We start from the raw sequence: 18,695 nt of genomic DNA on the forward strand, positions 1-18,695 counted from the left end.
GGCGTCCTCCGGCTTGTGATTGGGCTGTGTGGGCCGGGATTAAAAGTAACTAATGTTACTAAATGGCGCAAGTGGGATTCGTTGCGATCGAGACGATTTTGCGTCTGGCGTCACCAAACAAGGCAAAGCGCAAGGCGCTGGAGCCCGATCGCCCGGCCATGTATATGTAACCTGCGTTATCAATACGGGACGGAGAACGGGCGGCATGGCGAAGCACGAGGTGATCGCGTTCGCGCTCGCGGATTTCTTTCCCTATCGCCTCGCGGTGCTGGCCGAGCACGTGTCGCAGGCGGTGGCGCAGCTTTATGGCGACCGCTTCCAGATCACCCGGGCCGAATGGCGCGTGCTGGCGGCGCTGGGCGCCAACAACGGCATGGCGGCGAAGGACATCGCCGCCTATTCCACCCTCGACAAGATGCAGGTGAGCCGCGCCGTGGCGCGCCTGGAGGAGGCAGGCCTCATCACCCGCGCCACCGACGACGCCGACCGCCGCGCCAAGATCCTCACCCTGACCGCGTCGGGGCGGACCCTGTTCCAGAAGATCGTGCCGCTGGCGCAGGCGCGGGAAGACTACCTGCTGGAAGACCTCGACCCACAGGAGCGCGCGGTGCTGGAAAGCGCCATGGAGAAAGTGCTGGCCCGCGCCCAAGGCCTCATCGAGCGCGGGTGAACACGCTCCGCATCAAGGCTTCAATCCTCGCACTGCACCAGGTCGAAACTCTGCTCCAGCTTGTCCATCAGGTGATCGAGCTGGGCGCGCTCTTCGGCACTGAGGCAGGAGAGGATGGCCTCCTCGCGCTTCAGCAGCAGCGGCACCAGCTCGCCATAGACCGCCCGCCCCTTGGGGGTGAGTTCCAGCATCACCTCGCGGCGATCGTCGATCGCCTCCGCCCGCGCCACGTAGCCGAGCGCCACCAGCGAGCCCACCGCCCGGCTGATGCGGGATTTGTGGGTGCGGGTGCAACGGACCACATATTGGGCGCTGCGCGGCGTATCGTACAGGCCGAGCGTCGCCAGCACCCGCCATTCGGGAATGTCGATGCCGAAGCGGGCCATGTATTCCACGGCGAGCGCAGTGGAGAATTCCGCCGCCAGCCGGTTGAGCCGGAACGGCATGAATTTCAACAGGTTCAGTCGCTCGACCTTCCGCTTCGACATGGCTCAAGGGGCGTGCGCCCTCTCCTCTTCGCCGCCCCTGCACGGCGGCCTTGACTGTTGCAGTCGCAACTGTATAACTTGGTCTCAATCGCAACCAATTGCGGTATATCAAACTGTCGAAGAACAAGGAAGCGCGCACCGGACGACCGGCGGCCATCGCCGCCGGAAGCCGGCAATCCTGCGCCGCACTCCAAAGGAGGACACCCGCGTGAGCACCGCGACCGCACCAGCCGCCAAGAAATTCGCGAGCCAGGCCGATCTCGCCGAGAAGACGGAAACCTTCACCGAGCTTGCGGACGGCGTCTTCGCCCTCACCGCGGAAGGCGATCCCAATTCCGGCGTCATCATCGGCGACGACAGCGTGCTGGTCATCGATGCCCGCGCCACCCCGGTCATGGCGCGCGAGCTGGTGGAGCGCATCCGCGCCGTCACCGACAAGCCCATCCGCCACGTGCTGCTCACCCATTATCACGCGGTGCGGGTGCTGGGCGCGGCGGGCTTCGACGAGCGCGTCAACGTCATTGCGTCCGATGTCACCCGCGACATGATCGTGGAGCGCGGCGCGCAGGACATGGCCTCCGAGATCCAGCGCTTCCCGCGCCTGTTCCGGGCGCAGGAGACCATTCCCGGCCTCACCTGGCCCAGCCTCACCTTCCACGGGGAAATGACGCTCTGGCTCGGCTCGCGCGAGGTCCGCATCATCCATGCGGGACGCGGGCACACCCGCGGCGACACCATCGCCTGGCTGCCGAAGGAGAAGGTGCTGTTCTCCGGCGACCTGGTGGAATTCGGCGCCACGCCCTATTGCGGCGATGCCCATTTCCGCGACTGGCCCCATACCCTCGACCGGCTGGAAGCCCTGGGCGCGGAAAAGCTGGTGCCGGGCCGCGGCGAGGCGCTCACCACCCCCGACCAGATCAAGGCCGGGCTGGACGAGACCCGCGCCTTCCTGCGCGACGCCTTCGCCATCGCCGAGGCCGGCGTTGCCGCCGGGCACGACCTGAAGACCGTCTATGCCGAGGCGCTGCGGCAGATGCGGCCCAAGTATGGGCACTGGGTCATCTTCGACCATTGCATGCCGTTCGACGTCTCCCGCGCCTATGACGAGGCCAAGGGCATCGACACCCCGCGCATCTGGACCGCCGAGCGCGACATCGAGATGTGGCACGCCCTGGAAGGGTGAAGCCCGCGCGGCGCATGAGCGAACGCCTCACGACCCCGGTAGAAGACCGGGGTCGTGGGTAAAAGACCAACGCCGCCGACGCCAATCGGCGGCCCGTGCATGGATCACACAACAAGACAGAACCGGCGCGCCGCGCAGGAACGACGGCGCGCGCCCATGGGAGGAACATGATGAATCACCTGACTGCCCCGCACACCCCGCGCGCGGCGCTGCCCGCCCTCGCCCCGTCCCTCGCCCTCGCGCTCACCCTCACGGCCGCCACGGCCCTGCTGCCCGCGCCTGCGCACGCCCAGATCTCCGACACTGTGGTGCGCATCGGCGTGCTCGGTGACATGGGCGGGCAGTTCGCCGACATCGGCGGCAAGGGCTCGGTGGTGGCGGCGCAGCTCGCCGTGGACGATTTCGGCGGCAAGGTCGCCGGCGCGCCGGTGGAGGTGATCGCCGGCGATCACCAGAACAAGCCGGACGTGGGCGGCGCCACCCTGCGCAAATGGTTCGACGAGGGCGGCGTGGACGCGGTGGCCGACCTGCCGGTGAGCTCGGTGGCCCTCGCGGCGCAGGAGATCGCGCGGGAGAAGAAGAAGACCCTGCTCATCTCCGGTGCCGCCGTGTCGGACCTCACCGGCAAGGCCTGCTCGCCTTTTTCCACCCACTGGGCGGACGACACCTATGCGCTGGCCAACGCCACCGGCCGCGCGGTGACGGCGGGCGGCGGCAAGAGCTGGTTCTTCCTCACCGTGGACTATTCCTTCGGCCATGCCATGGAGCGCGACGCCTCAGCGGCGGTGGTGGCCACCGGCGGCAAGGTGGTGGGCAATGCGCGCCATCCGCTGGGCGCGGCCGACCTCTCCTCCTTCCTGCTGCAGGCCCAGGCCTCGAAGGCGCAGGTGATCGGCCTCGCCAATGTGGGCGGCGACACCAGCAATGCGGTAAAGCAGGCGGCGGAATTCGGCATCACCTCCGGCGGGCAGAAGCTCGCGGGCTTCCTCGTCTTCATCACCGATGTGCACGCCATCGGCCTGCCGCTGGCCAAGGGGCTGCTCATCTCCACCGGCTTCTACTGGGACCAGAACGCCGAAGCGCGGGCCTTCGCCAAGCGCTTCGAGACCAAGATGGGCCGCATGCCCACCAAGCAGCAGGCCTCGGTCTATGCCTCGGTGAAGCACTATCTGAAGGCGGTCGCCGCCGCCGGCACCGATGACGCCGCCAAGGTGAACGCCGAGATGCGCAGCCTGCCGGTGGACTATTACGGCCACGCCGCCTCCATCCGTCCCGATGGCCGCGTGCTCTACGACCTTACCCTCTATGAGGTGAAGAGCCCGGCGGAGAGCAAGGGACCGTGGGACTATTACAAGCCGGTCACCACCCTGCCCGCCTCCGAGGTGTTCCGCCCCGCCGGCGAGACCGGGTGCCCGCTGGGCAAATCCTGATTGGCAAGTCCTTAAGCCCGGGCACAGGCCGGAGTGGAAAACACAGCGCCGGAGCATGCTCCGGCGCTGTTGCATGTCCGGCCTCGGCTGCCCCCTAACCCCAGCGATTCGATGAAGCATGGACACGGACGCAATAAGCGGGTATATGCACACACATGACATCGCCCTGCTACTGCACCCAATTGCGCACCGCCACCCGGAAGGTCGCCGCCGCCTATGACGCGGCGCTGGCGCCGGTGGGCATCAACATCGCGCAATATGCCCTGCTGCGGATGATCCAGAACCGCCAGCAGGTGAGCCTCACCGAGCTTGGCCGCGTCGCCGATCTCGACCGTTCCACCATCGGGCGGAACGTGAAGGTACTGGAGCGCGATGGCCTGGTGCAGACCGGGCGCGGCGAGGACCAGCGCGAGGCGGTGGTCAGCCTCTCCCCGCGCGGGGTCGAGGCGCTGGCGGCGGCAACGCCCCTGTGGGAAGCCTGCCAGCGCCAGATCGAGAAGCGGCTGGGCGCGGACAAGATCGAGGCCCTGCGCGCCATTGCGCACGCCGTGTGACTTTTTCGGACATAAACGGGCATATGCCCGTAGATTGGACATCCCATGAACGCACCGCCTGATTTTCCCACCCGTGCGCCCCGGCTCGCCGGCTTCCTCGCCCGCAGGGGCATCCACTATGGCTGGGCGGTGGCGGCGGTGACCTTCCTCACCATGCTGGTGACGGCGGGCGCGGTGGGGGCGCCGGGCGTGCTCATCGGCCCGCTGCAATCGGAATTCGGCTGGGCCACCGCCGACATCTCCTCCGCCTTCGCGGTGCGGCTCATGCTGTTCGGCCTGCTCGGCCCCTTCGCCGCCGCCTTCATGAACCGCTTCGGCATCCGCCCGGTGGCAGCCGTGGCGCTGACTTTGATCGCCGCCGGCGTAGTCGGCTCCTTCGCCATGACCAGGCTCTGGCACCTCGTGCTGCTGTGGGGCGTGGTGGTGGGGGTTGGCACCGGGCTCACCGCCATGGTGCTGGGCGCAACGGTGGCGACGCGCTGGTTCGCCCAGCGCCGCGGCCTCGTGCTGGGGCTGCTGACGGCGAGCACCGCCACCGGCCAGCTGGTGTTCCTGCCGCTCCTCGCCCGCCTCACCGAGATGCTGGGCTGGCGCAACGCCCTCGTCCTGGTGCTGGCGATGCTGCTGGTGGCGGTGGTGTGCGTGCTCCTCTTCATGCGCGACCGGCCCTCCGATGTGGGGCTCCTGCCCTATGGCGCCAGCGTGCCGCCGCCGGCGCCGGTGCTGCCCACCACGTTCGGCGCCATGCTGGCCTCGCCTCTGGTGGCGCTGAAGGATGCGGCGCGCACGCCCACCTTCTGGGTGCTGTTCGCCACCTTCTTCATCTGCGGCGCCTCCACCAACGGGCTGGTGCAGACCCATTTCGTGTCCCTGTGCGGCGACTACGGCATGGCGGCGGTGACGGCGGCGGGCATGCTGGCCATGATTGGCATCTTCGATTTCATCGGCACGGTGGGCTCGGGCTGGCTGTCCGACCGCTTCGACAGCCGCTGGCTGCTGTTCTGGTATTACGGCCTGCGCGGGCTCTCGCTGCTCTATTTGCCCTTCACCGATTTCAGCTTTTATGGACTGTCCCTGTTCGCCGTCTTCTACGGCCTCGACTGGGTGGCGACGGTGCCGCCCACGGTGAAGCTCACCGCCGACCGCTTCGGCGAGCGCGCCAACCTGGTGTTCGGCTGGATCTTCGCCGGCCACCAGCTCGGCGCGGCGGCGGCGGCCTATGGCGCCGGCTTCAGCCGGACCTTCTACCAGACCTACCTGCCGGCCTTCTTCGTGGCCGGCGTGCTCTGCATCGTGGCGGCGGCGGCCATCGTCGCGGTGCGCGAGCGGCGCCCCGCCCCAAGTGTTGCATAAACGGCCGCGTAAGGCTCAGTTGAGGCCAGTCCCGCGCATGGCCTCGGCGGCGCGGCGTATCACCTGCGGCGGCTGCCCGAAGGTGCGCACGAAGGCCCGCCGCATGCGCTCGCGATCGGCGAAGCCGGTCTCGCGCGCCACCTCGTCCATGGAGCGGTGGCCCTCCTCCATCAGCATGCGCGCGGTCTCCAGGCGCAGGTGCTCCACCGCCTTGGCCGGCGACTGGCCGGTCTCCTCGCGGAACAGGCGGCTGAACTGGCGCGGGCTGAGGCTGGCGGTCTCGGCCAGTTCCTCCACCGATAGCGGATGGGTCAGGTGCTCCTTGGCATAGACCAGTGCGCGGCGGATGCGGTCCGATTTCGGCTCCAGCTCCAGCAGGGTGGAGAACTGAGACTGGCCGCCGGGCCGGCGCAGATAGACCACCATGTTGCGGGCGGTGGCCTTCGCCACCTCCTGCCCGAAATCGTCCTCCACCAGGGCGAGGGCAAGGTCGATGCCCGCACTCATGCCCGCCGAGGTCCACACATTGCCGTCGGCGCTGAAGATGCGGTCGGCCTCCACCCGCACGCGCGGATAAAGGGTCTGCAACTGGCGCGCATGGGCCCAGTGGGTAGTGGCACGGCGGCCGTCGAGCAAGCCGGCTTCCGCCAGCACATAGGCCCCGGTGCAGATGCCCGCCACCCGCCGCGAGGACCGGCCTGCGGCGCGCAGATAGTCCAGCAGCGCGGGCGCGGAGGGCTTCACCACCAGCGACCCGATGGTGATGGTGGTGTCATGCGTCTGCGCCCCGAACGGCGCCGTCTCGATGGCGAAGCCGAGTGAGTTGCGCACCGGCCCGCCCCGCTCGGAGAGCAGGTGCACCTCATAGGCCGGGCGGCCGAGGACGCCATTCGCCATCTCGAACACCGAGAGGGCGGCAAGGCCCATGATCTGGAAGCCGTCGAACACCACGAAGCCAATACCCGGCATGTGGACCTCACCCCCTATTGACGCAGACGCCGCCGCCGGGCCTTCCGGCGGCAGCTCATGGATCAGGCCGCAGCTGTCGCAGTATAGCGCGGGGCGACCTTGGCGCTGGAGAGGTGGGGCAGCATGGCCTGGCGGGCCGCCTCATAGGCCTCCCATTGCGCGCCGTCCTGAAGCGAGGGGATGGTGACGAACTCGCCGCGGTCGAGGCCGGCCAGCGCCGCATCCACCAGATCCGCCGCCGACATCACCCAGGTCTGCGGCAGCTGGTCGACGGGAAGGCCCGCCGCATCCCAGAAGGCGGTGGCGGTGGCGCCCGGCAGCACCACCTGCACGGTGACGCCGGTGCCGGCCAGTTCCTTCCTCAGCGACTGGCTGAAGCCGAGCACGAAGGCCTTGGTGCCCCCATAGACCCCGTTCAACACCTCGGGCCCGATGGCGACGATGGACGAGATGTTGATGATGGTGCCCGCCCCGCGCGCCACGAAGCGCGGCGTCACCGCATAGGTCAGGCGCAGCACGGCGGTGACGTTGATGGCCACCATCTCCTCCATGCGGTCCACGTCGGACTGGAGCAGCGTCCCGGCCCCGCCGAAGCCGGCATTGTTGACGAGGACGCTGATGGTGTCGTCGTCCCGAAGCAGCGCCTCCACCTGCCGCAGCTGGGCGGCATCGGTCAAATCGGCGTTGAAGACGCGGACGGAGACGCCATGGCGCTGCCCGATCCGCTCCGCCTGCTGCGCCAGCCGCTCGGCGTTGCGGGCGACGAGGATCACGTCGTGGCCGCGCGCGGCGAGCCGCTCCGCATAGATGGCGCCGATGCCGGAAGACGCGCCGGTGATGACGGCAGTACCCTTGGTGCTCATGTGCCTGTTCCCCTCTGTCCGGCGCCGCGGCCGGCTCTGATGGGAGGAGAATAGGTCTGGCGGCCAATGTCTCAAATGTCAAAGACACCACGATTCAGGACATGACGGGAGAGGCGGGACGCTGCGCTGATCCCCAGCGCGGTCGCGCCCTGCGCCACCGGCGCACCCATCCCCACCCGCCGGGCCCGGAACCACCGAGCCTCAGAGCCGCACGAAGGCAGCGATCATGGCGGCGTAGAGGGCGAGGATGATGCCGGCACCCAGCGCATTGGTGCGCGGCGATGCCGCCTGCACCCACCAGTCGAAGCGGCGGCTGGCCCAGGGCACGAGGCGGGTGAGCATCAGCACGCTGGCTCCGTTGCCGATGAACAGCGCCACCGCGAACGGCAGCCCCGCCCGGTCCATCAGCAGCGGCACCTGCACCAGATGGCCGAACAGGAACACCACCGGGTAGAGCATGAGCAGAACCAGCATGTTCTGCTTCCACGGCGCCGGCGGCTTGCCCTTGGGCGCGGAGAACCATTGCTCGAAGCCGGTGCGCACGGTGCGGGTGTGGAACTCGTCGATGAAGGCCCGCGCCTCCTCCAGCATGGCCGCGCGCTGGGACGAGCCGAGCCAGGATTCCAGATGCGCCTGGGTATCGAAGCGCAGGATCGCCAGAAAATCCTCCTGCACGCCGGGAATGGGCGCCTCCAGCCGGTAGCCCTCGAAGCCGGGGGCACGGCTCTGCAGCGCGGTCATGCGCTGCTCCCAGGCGCGATAGGCCGCCTCCTGCCCGCTTTTCAGCCGGGTGGAGATGACCACCGACACCGGCGAGGGCAACACCCCGGCGGCGCCATCGCGCACCAGGTGCACATCGTCCCGCCCCGCCAGCATCTGCTGCACGCCGGAGATGCGCGCAAGGCGCTCCGGCGACTTCAGCCAGCCCACCGCATGCTCGGTGCTGGTGAAGCGCTGGAGGATCACCCAGTCCACCTGCGCCGGCGGCGCGGGGGGCGCCACGGACTGCTCGATGAAGCCGGGAAAGCCGGTGATGACGCGCCTGGTCTCCTCCTGCCAGTCGGCGAAGGCGTGATCGTGGCCCTTCAGCACCCGCGTCTGCGTGACGATGGTGACCGAGCCTTCCGGCGCCCCGCTCATAACGGTCTGCTCACAGGTCCGCCGAGCCGGTCGAAGATGCGGTCGGGGGTGAAGGGCAGGTGGGCGAAGCGCACGCCGGTGGCATGGGCCAGCGCATTGGCCACCGCCGGCGCCACCGCGTTGATGGCGCATTCCCCCTGGGCCTTGGCGCCCAGCGGGCCGATGGTGTCGTGGGTGTCGGCGAACAGCACGGTGGTGCGCGGCGTGTCGGCGAAGGCGGGGATGTGGTAGTTGCGCAGCGCCGCATTCACCACATTGCCCTGCGCGTCATGCACCATGTGCTCGGTGAGCGCCCAGCCCAGCCCCATGGCCACCGCCCCCTCGATCTGCCCCCGGCATTGCAGCGGGTTGATGAGGCGGCCGATGTCGGCGGCATGCACGCTGTGGAGGATGCGGATCTCCCCCGTCACGCGATGCACGGCAAGCCGCACCCCCTGCACGTTGAAGCCGATGGTGCGCGGCGAGAGATAGGCTTTTCGCTTCGCCTCCAGGCGATGGCCCTCGGCGCCGGCGAGCCGGTAAAGCTCCGCGAGCGGGATGCGCGCGGTGGAGCTCTCCACCGCGTCGGCCGAAAGCCGCCAGTCCTCCGGCGACGTATTGGTGCGCCGCGCCGCATAGGAGATGATCTCCGCCGCCAGCGCCCGCGCCGTCAGCTCCACCGCCTGCCCGGCCACCACCGTGCCGGTGCTGGCGAAGGTGCCGGTGTCGTAGGGCGCGCGGTCGGTGTCGGCATTGATGATGGCGATGGCGTCCGCCCGCGTGCCCAGCACCGCGGCCGCGATCTGGCGATGGGCGGTGACCGAGCCGTTGCCCATCTCGGTGGAGCCCACGGCGAGGTGATAGGTGCCGTCCGCCAGCAGCCGCATCTCGCCGCCGGAGCGATGCTCGGTGGGCGGCCCGGCCTCCAGAACGGCCAGCGCCACGCCGGTGCCTTCCGCCCAGTCGCCCTCGGGTCTCGCCTCGCCCCCGCCGCCGGCCAGCTCCGCTTCCACGAGGTCGAGGCACTGGTCCAGCCCATAGCTGCCGAAGGCCACGTCGCTCGGCTCGGCCCACACCGACTGGATCACGTCGTCCGGCCGGATCATGTTCCGGCGGCGGATGGCGAAGGGGTCGATGCCGAGCTTTGCGGCGAGGTCATCCAAAGCGCATTCGATGGCGAACGAGGTCTGCGAGGCGCCATAGCCGCGAAAGCCGCCGCCGGGGATCACATTGGTATAGACCGCATGGCCCTCCGCTTTCTTGGCGGGGCAGCGATAGGCGGCGAGCGGGCTGCCCAGCGCCGCCGCCAGCGTCTCCCCGCCATGGCCGCCATAGGCGCCGGTGTTGGACACCACATGCACCTCCAGCGCCGTCAGGGTTCCATCCGCCGTGGCGCCGATCTTCACCCGCGTGGTCATCTGGTGGCGGGTGGTGGCGCCGAGGAATTCCTCCGGCCGGGTGAACTCCCATTTCACCGGGCGGCCGAGATTGAGCGTGGCAAACACGCACAGATCCTCGGTGAGCATCTCCTGCTTGCCGCCGAAGCCGCCGCCCACCCGCTCGGTGAACACATGCAGGTCGTGGGGGAAGATGCCGAACAGATAGCAGAGCTTCCGGTGGGTGATGAACGGCGCCTGGGTGGAGGTGCGCACATGGATGCGCCCGTCCCCATCCCGCCACGCGATGGAGCCGTGGGTTTCCAGATGCGCGTGCTGCACGCGGGAGGTGGAATAGGTCTGCTCATGGACCACGGACGCGGCTGCGAAACCCTCGGCGACGCTGCCCACCTCGCCCGTGATGGCGAGGAAGACATTGCCCCGCGGCCCTCCGGCGAGACCGTCATTGCCCGGATGCAGCAGCGGCGCGTCCGGTGCCATGGCTAGGGCCGGATCGAACACGGCGGGCAGGATCTCGTACTCCACCTCCAGCGCCCGGCAGCCGGCCTCGGCCGCGCCCTCGGTGTCCGCCACCACGGCGGCGATGCGCTGGCCGACGAAGCGGGCCACCTCGTCGAGGATGAGGGTGTCGTCGGGATCGACCAGATGGTCTTCGTGGGTGGCGCTGCTGAAGAGCTTCTTCGGCACGTCCTCATGGGTGAACACCGCCACCACGCCGGGGATGGCCAGCGCCTTCGCCTTGTCGATGCGGAGGATGCGCGCATGGGCGTGGGGCGAGCGCAGCACCTTCAGGTGCAGCAGGCTCTGGAGCGCGGGGTCGGCGGCGTCCACGTCCATGGTGTAGCGGGCATGGCCGGTGACGATGCCGGCGCTGAACGGATTGGGCAGGCTGGCGCCGCAGGCCGCGCCCGCCAAATCCTGCTCGATGGCGGCGATGCCGTGGACCGCGTCGGCGATGGACCGATAGCCGGTGCAGCGGCACAGGTTGCCCTTCAGCGCCCGCGGCAGGTCGGCGCGCTGGGCCTCATCGAGGGCCGCCACCGTCATGATCATGCCGGCGGCGCAGAAGCCGCACTGGAACGCCTGCGCCTCCAGGAAAGCCTGCTGCACCGGGTGCAGGTTATGGCCCGACGCCAGCCCCTGCACGGTGGTGACCTGCCGCCCCTTGGCCCGGAAGGCGGGCATGAGGCAGGAATGCACCGGGCGCCCGTCGAGCCACACGGTGCAGGCGCCGCAATCCCCCGCGTCGCAGCCCTTCTTCACCCCCAGCGCGCCGCTCTCGCGCAGGAAGGTCCGCAGGCACTGGCCGGGACGCGGCTCGGCGGAAACGGTCCGCCCGTCGATGCTGTAGGTCACGCCGTGCCCCCGGATTCTGCTGCAAGTTCGGCCCGGATCTCTTCGGCGAAATGCACGGTGAGATGGCGCTTGTAGGCGGGCGTGCCGTTGACATCATCGAACCAGCCGTCGGCCGGGATCGCCGCCGCGAGCGCGGCCTGAAGCTCTTCCGCGCCCGGCATCGCCGCGAAGCGCAATTGCACCGGGCGCGGCGTCGCGGCGGTGATGGTCAGGACGAGGTCCCCCTGCGGCCCGCAAGTGCCGATCAGCAGCGCCGCCGAGCGGCCGAGCTTGGTCAGCGACGCCCGGCGCAGGGCGAAGCGCCGCTTCAGGGCCGCTGCCGGAATATGGATGGCGCGCAGCAATTCGCCGGACCCGAGCACATTGGCATGGTTGCCGGTGACGAACTCCGCCGCCCCCACCGTGCGCGGCGCGCCCGCGCGGGGCCACAGCACATAGGTGGCCTCCAGCGCCACGGTGAGGGAGACCATGGCGCCGGCCGGCAGGGACATGCAGATGTTGCCGCCCACGGTGGCCACATCAGCCACCTTGAACGACATGAGCAGGGCATGGGCGCAGGCCCGCAGCAGGGGGGCTGCGGTCCAGTCCGGCGGGGCGGAAAAATCGGCAAGGGCGCCGATGGTGGCTGTGGCCGCAATCTCAAGCCCCTCCTCCGACGCCACCAGCGCCGGCCAGTCGAGGCCGAAGAGATCCACCAGCGTGTCGATGCCGGGCTGCGGCTCGGACATGAGCCAGGTGCCGCCGGACAGCCAGGCGTGGCCCGCGGGCCAATCGGCGATATCGTCAACGCTGGAGGGCGACTTGACCTGCCGCACCGTGTTCAGATCCATTCGTCTTTCCGCCTTGGCCGCCGCAGGATGGGTCACGCAGAAAATCGGGGGCGGAGGTTGTGAGGCGCAAGCCGCGGGCTCGCATTCTCGAACATCACCCACAACCTCAACCACGCATCTCGATGCTCAATACATTCCAAAAACGAGAATATAAATGACATTATTGAAAATAAATGAGAATTTTACACATTGGATATAGATCTTCAAGAAAGTAAAAATACAAATCAAACTGATGCGCCCGCGTGCATCACAACCATCCACTTCGCTTGCAGAATATTATGCTTTCCCCGCCCCTCCGGCATTTGAAGAGCCGGAGTTGATTTTTATTCTATTTCAACGGTACCACGCCCTCCCAGTTGCAGCCAAGGGGCGTCTGGCGATCATCACCAACGGCGAAGAAGAGGCGGGGTCCGGCTTGAGAGCACCTGCGCCCGCGTTGCGCCCGACATCCTGGTGCGGCGCATCGGACGCGTCCGCAAGGCCCGTGCCGGCGCGCCTGCGGTTACCGCCCATTCGAGGGCGTGTCAGCATGACCCTTGCCAGCGGGCCCACAGGGAGGTCTGATACCGGCATGAATGGCGCTCGGTCAGACGCTGCGGAACACCAGGCCGCCGCACCAGGAGCCGCCGCCGGACGGGACAGCCTCGGCTGCTCGCTGGCGGCGCTCTGCGATGGACAGGAACTGAACGGTCACGGTTTCGTGATCTATCGCAAGTCCCACGACGGCAGCGAGCTGAGCCGGGTGGAGACGGGGCCGAGCGACCGGGGCGTGCTCGTCGGCCTGTCCCTCTCCGGCGGCCACCGGCGGCGAATCTTCACCGGCAACCGCTCGGTTTCCTACGATTTCGCGGCGGACAGCTGCTACATCCGCCCGTTTGCCGACGACTATCGGGCCGATATCGAGACCGGATTCGAATTTCTCCTGCTGGAGGTCTCCCAGGCCGCGCTCCACCGAACCTGCGCAGAAGGTGGTGTTCCCCTCGCGGACGGCCTTTCCGCCACGCCCGGAGCAACCGACCCGGTGCTCGCCCACCTCGGCCGCGCTCTGCTGCCGGCGCTTGCGCATCCGGCGACCGCCAGCAAGCTGTTTGTGGAGCAGGTGGCGTGCGCCATGCAGACGCACCTGGTCTCCCGCTATCATGGTGCCCCCGTGCGCGCCGAGCGCGGCGGCGGCCTTTCGGACCTGCAGGTGCGGCGCGCCCAGGAGCTTCTGGTGGCCGGCATGGACGGCACGGTGCTGATTGGCGATATCGCGTCCGCCTGCGATGTCTCGCGCAGCTATTTCATTCGCGCCTTCCGGCAGGCCACCGGCACCACGCCCTATCAATGGCTTCTCGCCCGGCGCGTGGAGCGGGCCCGCGCGTTGCTCACGCGGTCGGGCCTGTCGCTGGCGGACGTGGCGATCCAATGCGGCTTTTCCGACCAGAGCCACATGACCCGCACCTTCGCCCGCCTCACTGGATCAACGCCCGGCGCCTGGCGGCGCGGCCGCTGACATCGGCGTACCCTGCGATGGGCCACCAGACCCGGCTGGCGCGCAAGGTTTGCCGGCGCGCTTGAGGGCAAGCCGGTTCGTTGCAGTGCGATTGTTCAAAGACACCGACTTTCCTTCAAGACGCATCGCCGGTCCGGGGTGATACTTCCTCCCAAGCCAGCCGGAGGTCGAAGCCATGATCGAGACCGTGGGACCCCAGCCCCAACCGGGCCACCACACGCCGACGCATCCCCCGCTGCGGACTTTTGCGAATTCTGGAGCACGCGCCGATCCGCTTGCATCGCAAGCTGATCGGACAACGCGTTCTCTTTCTTGAGGTTAGAGCGTGTCCCGTTCGCCCCGGCTCACGGCAATCGCTCTCGGGTAGTGCGTTGACGCGCTTTCTTCACGCGAACTGGCACCCACTTCGCTTGAAAACGCCCTAAAGCCGGACCTCCGGCACGCCGAAGGCCTCGTTGCGGGCCAGCGCGGCATCCACCGCGTGGCCTTGCTCGGTCAAGGCATATTCCACGTGCCGCACCCGGCCTTCGCGTTCGCGGCGCGTCACATAGCCGGCCGATTCAAGATCCTTGAGCCGCGCCGACAAAACGCGCGCGGAGATGGCACCGGGAAGCGCCCGGCGCAATTGACCGAACCGCAGCGTGCCGTTGCGCGCGAGCGCGGCAATGACATGGCCCATCCATTCCTGGGCCATGAACTTGAGGAAGTGCTCGGCCGGGCAATGCCCGAGGCCGATCTTCTTGCGTTCTGTTTCGTCGTCCATGGATGAAACCAGTATCTCGGAGGTAACTAATGGTCGCCGCGCCGCCATGGCGCTAGGTTCCCGCCCACCCTGTCAATCCCCACCATCACAGCAGGAGATTTCCCCGTGTCAAATGCCGTCGCTGCCCCCGGCGGGATGTTGTTGTCTCCCAACGACCACACCCTGATCATGATCGACTTCCAGTCGCAGATGTCGTTCGCGACCAAGTCCATCGACGCCGTGAACCTGCGCAATAATGCCGCCCTCGTCGCCCATGCGGCGGCCGGTTTCGGCGTCTCCACCATCCTCACCACGGTGGCGGAGAAGAGCTTCTCCGGCCCCATGTTCGCCGAGATCACCGAGGCCTTTCCTGGCGAAAAGCTGCTCGACCGCACCTCCATGAACACCTGGGAGGATGAGGCCGTCATCGCCAAAGTGAACGCCATCGGCAAGAACCGCATCGTGCTGTCGGGCCTGTGGACCGGCGTCTGCATCGTCGGCCCGGCGCTCTCGGCCATCGAGCAGGGCTTCGAAGTGTATGTCATCGCCGATGCCTGCGGCGATGTCTCCGACGAGGCCCACGAGCGCGCCATGCAGCGGATGATCCAGGCCGGCGCCCGGCCCATGACCTCGCTGCAATACCTGCTAGAACTGCAGCGCGACTGGGCCCGCACCGGCACCTACGACATGACCACCGGCATCGCCAAGAAATTCGGCGGCGCCTACGGCCTCGGCATCATCTACGCCAAGACCATGTTCGGCGCCTCCGAAGGCCACTGAGCATGGAAAATACCTCGTCGGCCCCCGGCGCCCCGGCCGGCGGCCTCACGCGCCGCACCGCCCTTGAACTCGGCGCCGGCGCGGCGCTCGCGGCCGCCCTCGGCCTGCCCCTGCCCGCCGCGGCCGCCACTTCAGACACGACCAAAGGAGCCACAGCCATGCCTTTCGTCACCACAAAAGACGGCGTCGAGATCTTTTACAAGGATTGGGGTCCCAAGGACGCCCAGCCCATCGTCTTCCACCACGGCTGGCCGTTGTCGTCTGACGACTGGGACACCCAGCTGCTGTTCTTCGTGCAGCACGGCTATCGCGTGGTGGCCCACGACCGGCGCGGCCACGGCCGCTCCACCCAGGTCAGCGACGGCCACGACATGGACCATTATGCCGCCGACGCCTTCGCGGTGGTCGAGCACCTCAACCTGAAGAACGCCGTCCATATCGGCCATTCCACCGGCGGCGGCGAGGTCGCGCGCTATGTGGCCAGGCACGGCCAGCCCGCCGGCCGCGTCGCCAAGGCGGTCCTGGTCAGCGCTGTGCCGCCGCTGATGCTGAAGACCGCGGCCAATCCGGAAGGCCTGCCCATCGAGGTGTTCGACGGCTTCCGCAAGGCCACCGCGGACAACCGCGCCCAGTTCTTCCTGGATGTGCCCACGGGCCCCTTCTACGGCTTCAACCGCGAAGGCGCGAAGGTCTCGCCCGGCGTGATCCAGAACTGGTGGCGGCAGGGCATGATGGGCAGCGCCAAGGCCCACTACGATGGCATCAAGGCCTTCTCCGAGACCGACCAGACCGAGGACCTGAAGGCGATCACGGTGCCGACGCTGGTGCTGCATGGCGAGGACGACCAGATCGTGCCCATCGCCGACGCCGCGCTGAAGTCCATCAAGCTGCTGAAGCACGGCACGCTGAAGACCTATCCGGGATTCTCGCACGGCATGCTCACCGTCAACCACGACGTGATCAACGCCGACCTGCTCGCCTTCATCAAGGCCTGATCCCGGCGGCGCCGGCCCGGCCGGCGCCGCACCTCCCTGGGCGCAAACCGCATGAAGCTCTATCTCGCCTCGCTGGGCGCCGGCCTGCTGGTCGGCATCGTCTACAGCCTCATCAACGTGCGCTCGCCGGCGCCGCCGGTGGTGGCGCTGGTGGGGCTGCTGGGCATCCTCATCGGCGAGCAGATCGTGCCCGTGGCGAAGAACCTCCTCGCCGGCGACAGCCTGCGCGCCGCCATCGGCCTTGCCGACTGCTCCGACCATGTGCTCGGCCAGTTGCCGGGCCGGCAGAGCGCAGCAGTGGAACGGTCACCGCAAGACACGCCTCTCAGAGACACCCCGCCCCACACCCCTCCCGGTTCCTGAGCGGAGCAGCACCATGCCTGACCAAAAACGGCCCGATCGCCGCCAGTTCATCGCCGCCGCGGGGCTCATGGCCGCCGCCGGCCTTGTCCCCACTTCCCCGAAGGCGCAGACCATGAGCGAGACCGCCGACCTCATCCTCTTCAACGGCAAGGTCACCACCCTCGACCGCACCAATCCGCAGGCCGAGGCGGTGGCGGTGAAGGGCGGGCGCATCCTGTTCGCCGGCACCACCGCCGACGCCATGCGCCATGCCGGAACCACCACCAAGATCATCGACGCGGGCGGACGGCGGATCATTCCCGGCCTCATCGACAGCCACATGCACATCATCCGGGGCGGGCTGAACTACAATATGGAGCTGCGCTGGGACGGGGTGCGCTCCCTCGACCACGCCATGGAAATGCTCCGGAAACAGGTGGCCGTGACCCCGCCGCCGCAATGGGTGCGGGTGGTGGGCGGCTTCACCGAGCACCAGTTCGCCGAAAAGCGCCTGCCCACGCTGGAGGAGCTGAACGCCGCCGCGCCGGACACGCCGGTGTTCATCCTCCACCTCTACGACCGCGCCTTGCTCAATGCGGCCGCGCTGCGCGTGGTGGGCTACACCAAGGACACGCCCAACCCGCCCGGCGGCGAGATCGTGCGCGATGCGGCCGGCAACCCCACCGGCCTGCTGCTGGCCCAGCCCAACGCCACCATCCTTTATTCGACGCTGGCCAAGGGCCCGAAGCTGCCGGCCGAATACCAGAAGAATTCCACCCGCCATTTCATGCGCGAGGTGAACCGGCTGGGCGTCACCAGCGTCATCGACGCCGGCGGCGGCTTCCAGAATTATCCGGACGACTATGCGGTGATCGAGGAGCTGCATCGCGACGGCCAGCTTTCCGTACGCATCGCCTACAATCTCTTCACCCAGAAGCCGAAGCAGGAGCTGGCCGACTTCTCCGGCTGGTCGAAGCAGGTGAAGCCCGGCCAGGGCGACGACCTCTACCGCAACAACGGCGCCGGCGAGATGCTGGTCTATTCCGCCGCCGACTTCGAGGACTTCCAGGTGGCGCGGCCCGACATGGCGCCCAACATGGAGGGCGACCTTGAACCGGTCATCCGCCTGCTCGCGGAGAACCGCTGGCCGTGGCGGCTGCACGCCACCTATGACGAGACCATCTCGCGCGCCCTCGACGTGTTCGAGAAGGTCAACAAGGACGTGCCCTTGAAGGGCCTCAACTGGTTCTTCGACCACGCCGAGACCATCACCGACCGCAACATCGACCGCATCGCGGCGCTCGGGGGCGGCATCGCCGTGCAGCACCGCATGGCGTTCCAGGGCGAATATTTCGTGGAGCGCTACGGCGCTGGCAAGGCGGAGCGCTCCCCGCCCATCCGCCGCATGCTGGAGGCCGGCATTCCGGTGGGCGCCGGCACCGACGCCACCCGCGTCGCCTCCTACAATCCCTGGGTGTCCCTGTCCTGGCTGGTGACGGGCCGGACCCTGGGCGGCCTCTCCCTCTACCCGCCGTCCAACCTGCTCGACCGCGAGAGCGCACTGCGGCTGTGGACGCAGGCCAACACCTGGTTCTCCTCCGAGCCCGACAAGAAGGGGCAGGTGAAGGCCGGCCAGCTTGCCGACCTCGCGGTGCTCTCGGACGATTATTTCTCCGTGTCCGAGGACAAGATCCAGGACATCACCAGCGTGCTCACGCTCCTGGGCGGCACGCCGGTGCATGGCGACGGCGAGTTCAGGACCCTCGCGCCCGACCTGCCGCCGCCCATGCCCGACTGGTCGCCGGTGCGCACCTTCGGCGGCTACCAGAAGCGGGCGGAAACCGGCGAGCGCAAATACGCCTTCGCCGCCGCCTGCGGCTGCGCCACCGCCTGCGGCATCCACGGCCACGCCCATGCCGGCGCGCTGGCGACGCAGGTGCCGGCTTCCGACGAACGCTCGTTCTGGGGGGCGCTCGGCTGCGCCTGCTGGGCGTTCTGATGGGGAGGGGGCAACGATCGTGCCCCGCCGATCATTTCCACCGGTGTCGTGGCCGGAACGAGGCCGGGCCTGACGGCGGTCGGAACCGCCGCTGCGCCCCCTCTCCCGCTTGCGGGGGAGGGTTGGGGAG

General features: G+C 68.4%; 17 protein-coding genes. 10 read left to right on the forward strand and 7 right to left on the reverse strand.

Translation table 11 applies throughout. The features are described from left to right. The first annotated feature begins 205 nt into the window (after positions 1–205). Positions 206–670: a MarR family winged helix-turn-helix transcriptional regulator gene (locus K9U41_RS00620; protein ID WP_282638900.1), complete on the forward strand. Its 465-nt coding sequence runs from the start codon at positions 206–208 to the stop codon at positions 668–670. A gap of 20 nt (positions 671–690) precedes the next feature. Here K9U41_RS00620 and K9U41_RS00625 read toward each other — a convergent pair whose 3' ends face one another. Next, positions 691–1,158: a MarR family winged helix-turn-helix transcriptional regulator gene (locus tag K9U41_RS00625; protein WP_282638901.1), complete on the reverse strand. Its 468-nt coding sequence runs from the start codon at positions 1,156–1,158 to the stop codon at positions 691–693. A 208-nt stretch (positions 1,159–1,366) separates the two neighbouring features. Here K9U41_RS00625 and K9U41_RS00630 point away from each other — a divergent pair, with 208 nt between their 5' ends. The 4 genes from K9U41_RS00630 to K9U41_RS00645 all read left to right on the forward strand — a co-directional run bounded on the left by K9U41_RS00630 (position 1,367) and on the right by K9U41_RS00645 (position 5,678). Continuing rightward, on the forward strand, positions 1,367–2,341 hold the full coding sequence (locus K9U41_RS00630; RefSeq protein ID WP_282638902.1) for an MBL fold metallo-hydrolase: 975 nt from the start codon (positions 1,367–1,369) through the stop codon (positions 2,339–2,341). Between the two features lie 170 nt (positions 2,342–2,511). Next, entirely contained in the window at positions 2,512–3,771 is a 1,260-nt protein-coding gene (locus K9U41_RS00635; protein WP_282638903.1) for an ABC transporter substrate-binding protein, read from the forward strand. Positions 3,772–3,926: 155 nt separating this feature from the next. Continuing rightward, on the forward strand, positions 3,927–4,325 hold the full coding sequence (locus tag K9U41_RS00640) for a MarR family winged helix-turn-helix transcriptional regulator (RefSeq protein ID WP_282638904.1): 399 nt from the start codon (positions 3,927–3,929) through the stop codon (positions 4,323–4,325). Between the two features lie 45 nt (positions 4,326–4,370). Further along, positions 4,371–5,678 (forward strand): MFS transporter, encoded by a 1,308-nt coding sequence (locus K9U41_RS00645; protein WP_282638905.1) that lies wholly within the window; start codon positions 4,371–4,373, stop codon positions 5,676–5,678. 15 nt (positions 5,679–5,693) lie between these two features. Here K9U41_RS00645 and K9U41_RS00650 read toward each other — a convergent pair whose 3' ends face one another. The 5 genes from K9U41_RS00650 to K9U41_RS00670 all read right to left on the reverse strand — a co-directional run bounded on the left by K9U41_RS00650 (position 5,694) and on the right by K9U41_RS00670 (position 12,212). Continuing rightward, complete coding sequence (locus K9U41_RS00650; protein ID WP_282638906.1) at positions 5,694–6,647, reverse strand: GlxA family transcriptional regulator; 954 nt, start codon at positions 6,645–6,647, stop codon at positions 5,694–5,696. 62 nt (positions 6,648–6,709) lie between these two features. Next, a complete protein-coding gene (locus tag K9U41_RS00655) occupies positions 6,710–7,510 on the reverse strand; it encodes an SDR family NAD(P)-dependent oxidoreductase (RefSeq protein ID WP_282638908.1) in 801 nt (266 codons plus the stop codon). A gap of 201 nt (positions 7,511–7,711) precedes the next feature. Continuing rightward, positions 7,712–8,650: an antibiotic biosynthesis monooxygenase gene (locus K9U41_RS00660; RefSeq protein WP_282638909.1), complete on the reverse strand. Its 939-nt coding sequence runs from the start codon at positions 8,648–8,650 to the stop codon at positions 7,712–7,714. Further along, positions 8,647–11,382, reverse strand: a complete 2,736-nt coding sequence (locus K9U41_RS00665) for a molybdopterin-dependent oxidoreductase (RefSeq protein WP_282638910.1) — start codon at positions 11,380–11,382, stop codon at positions 8,647–8,649. The genes K9U41_RS00660 and K9U41_RS00665 overlap by 4 nt, the downstream gene beginning before the upstream one ends. Beyond that, positions 11,379–12,212, reverse strand: a complete 834-nt coding sequence (locus K9U41_RS00670) for an FAD binding domain-containing protein (protein WP_282638911.1) — start codon at positions 12,210–12,212, stop codon at positions 11,379–11,381. Before K9U41_RS00670 ends, K9U41_RS00665 begins: the two co-directional genes overlap by 4 nt. Before the next feature lie 571 nt (positions 12,213–12,783). On the opposite strand from K9U41_RS00670, the gene K9U41_RS00675 reads away from it, so the two are divergent. Further along, positions 12,784–13,707: a helix-turn-helix transcriptional regulator gene (locus K9U41_RS00675; RefSeq protein ID WP_282638912.1), complete on the forward strand. Its 924-nt coding sequence runs from the start codon at positions 12,784–12,786 to the stop codon at positions 13,705–13,707. 421 nt (positions 13,708–14,128) lie between these two features. Here K9U41_RS00675 and K9U41_RS00680 read toward each other — a convergent pair whose 3' ends face one another. Then, complete coding sequence (locus tag K9U41_RS00680) at positions 14,129–14,518, reverse strand: winged helix-turn-helix transcriptional regulator (RefSeq protein WP_282638913.1); 390 nt, start codon at positions 14,516–14,518, stop codon at positions 14,129–14,131. Positions 14,519–14,605: 87 nt separating this feature from the next. On the opposite strand from K9U41_RS00680, the gene K9U41_RS00685 reads away from it, so the two are divergent. The 4 genes from K9U41_RS00685 to K9U41_RS00700 all read left to right on the forward strand — a co-directional run bounded on the left by K9U41_RS00685 (position 14,606) and on the right by K9U41_RS00700 (position 18,565). Beyond that, entirely contained in the window at positions 14,606–15,229 is a 624-nt protein-coding gene (locus tag K9U41_RS00685; RefSeq protein ID WP_282638922.1) for a hydrolase, read from the forward strand. 158 nt (positions 15,230–15,387) lie between these two features. Next, positions 15,388–16,224: an alpha/beta fold hydrolase gene (locus tag K9U41_RS00690; protein ID WP_282638923.1), complete on the forward strand. Its 837-nt coding sequence runs from the start codon at positions 15,388–15,390 to the stop codon at positions 16,222–16,224. Between the two features lie 51 nt (positions 16,225–16,275). Then, positions 16,276–16,587, forward strand: coding sequence for a XapX domain-containing protein (locus tag K9U41_RS00695; protein ID WP_282638914.1), 312 nt, complete (start codon positions 16,276–16,278; stop codon positions 16,585–16,587). Between the two features lie 13 nt (positions 16,588–16,600). Next, positions 16,601–18,565 (forward strand): amidohydrolase, encoded by a 1,965-nt coding sequence (locus K9U41_RS00700; protein ID WP_432715705.1) that lies wholly within the window; start codon positions 16,601–16,603, stop codon positions 18,563–18,565. Positions 18,566–18,695 lie beyond the last annotated feature (130 nt).

It is taken from the genome of Xanthobacter autotrophicus (genome assembly GCF_029991245.1).
GTDB classification, from domain to species: domain Bacteria; phylum Pseudomonadota; class Alphaproteobacteria; order Rhizobiales; family Xanthobacteraceae; genus Xanthobacter; species Xanthobacter autotrophicus_C.

Bases quoted from the DNA above. Each gene is read 5' to 3' on its own strand.
- K9U41_RS00620 (WP_282638900.1), top strand. From the start codon at position 206: ATGGCGAAGCACGAGGTGATCGCGTTCGCGCTCGCGGATTTCTTTCCC.
- K9U41_RS00625 (WP_282638901.1), bottom strand. From the start codon at position 1,158: ATGTCGAAGCGGAAGGTCGAGCGACTGAACCTGTTGAAATTCATGCCG.
- K9U41_RS00635 (WP_282638903.1), top strand. From the start codon at position 2,512: ATGAATCACCTGACTGCCCCGCACACCCCGCGCGCGGCGCTGCCCGCC.
- K9U41_RS00640 (WP_282638904.1), top strand. From the start codon at position 3,927: ATGACATCGCCCTGCTACTGCACCCAATTGCGCACCGCCACCCGGAAG.
- K9U41_RS00645 (WP_282638905.1), top strand. From the start codon at position 4,371: ATGAACGCACCGCCTGATTTTCCCACCCGTGCGCCCCGGCTCGCCGGC.
- K9U41_RS00650 (WP_282638906.1), bottom strand. From the start codon at position 6,647: ATGCCGGGTATTGGCTTCGTGGTGTTCGACGGCTTCCAGATCATGGGC.
- K9U41_RS00655 (WP_282638908.1), bottom strand. From the start codon at position 7,510: ATGAGCACCAAGGGTACTGCCGTCATCACCGGCGCGTCTTCCGGCATC.
- K9U41_RS00660 (WP_282638909.1), bottom strand. From the start codon at position 8,650: ATGAGCGGGGCGCCGGAAGGCTCGGTCACCATCGTCACGCAGACGCGG.
- K9U41_RS00670 (WP_282638911.1), bottom strand. From the start codon at position 12,212: ATGGATCTGAACACGGTGCGGCAGGTCAAGTCGCCCTCCAGCGTTGAC.
- K9U41_RS00675 (WP_282638912.1), top strand. From the start codon at position 12,784: ATGAATGGCGCTCGGTCAGACGCTGCGGAACACCAGGCCGCCGCACCA.
- K9U41_RS00680 (WP_282638913.1), bottom strand. From the start codon at position 14,518: ATGGCGGCGCGGCGACCATTAGTTACCTCCGAGATACTGGTTTCATCC.
- K9U41_RS00685 (WP_282638922.1), top strand. From the start codon at position 14,606: ATGTTGTTGTCTCCCAACGACCACACCCTGATCATGATCGACTTCCAG.
- K9U41_RS00690 (WP_282638923.1), top strand. From the start codon at position 15,388: ATGCCTTTCGTCACCACAAAAGACGGCGTCGAGATCTTTTACAAGGAT.
- K9U41_RS00695 (WP_282638914.1), top strand. From the start codon at position 16,276: ATGAAGCTCTATCTCGCCTCGCTGGGCGCCGGCCTGCTGGTCGGCATC.
- K9U41_RS00700 (WP_432715705.1), top strand. From the start codon at position 16,601: ATGCCTGACCAAAAACGGCCCGATCGCCGCCAGTTCATCGCCGCCGCG.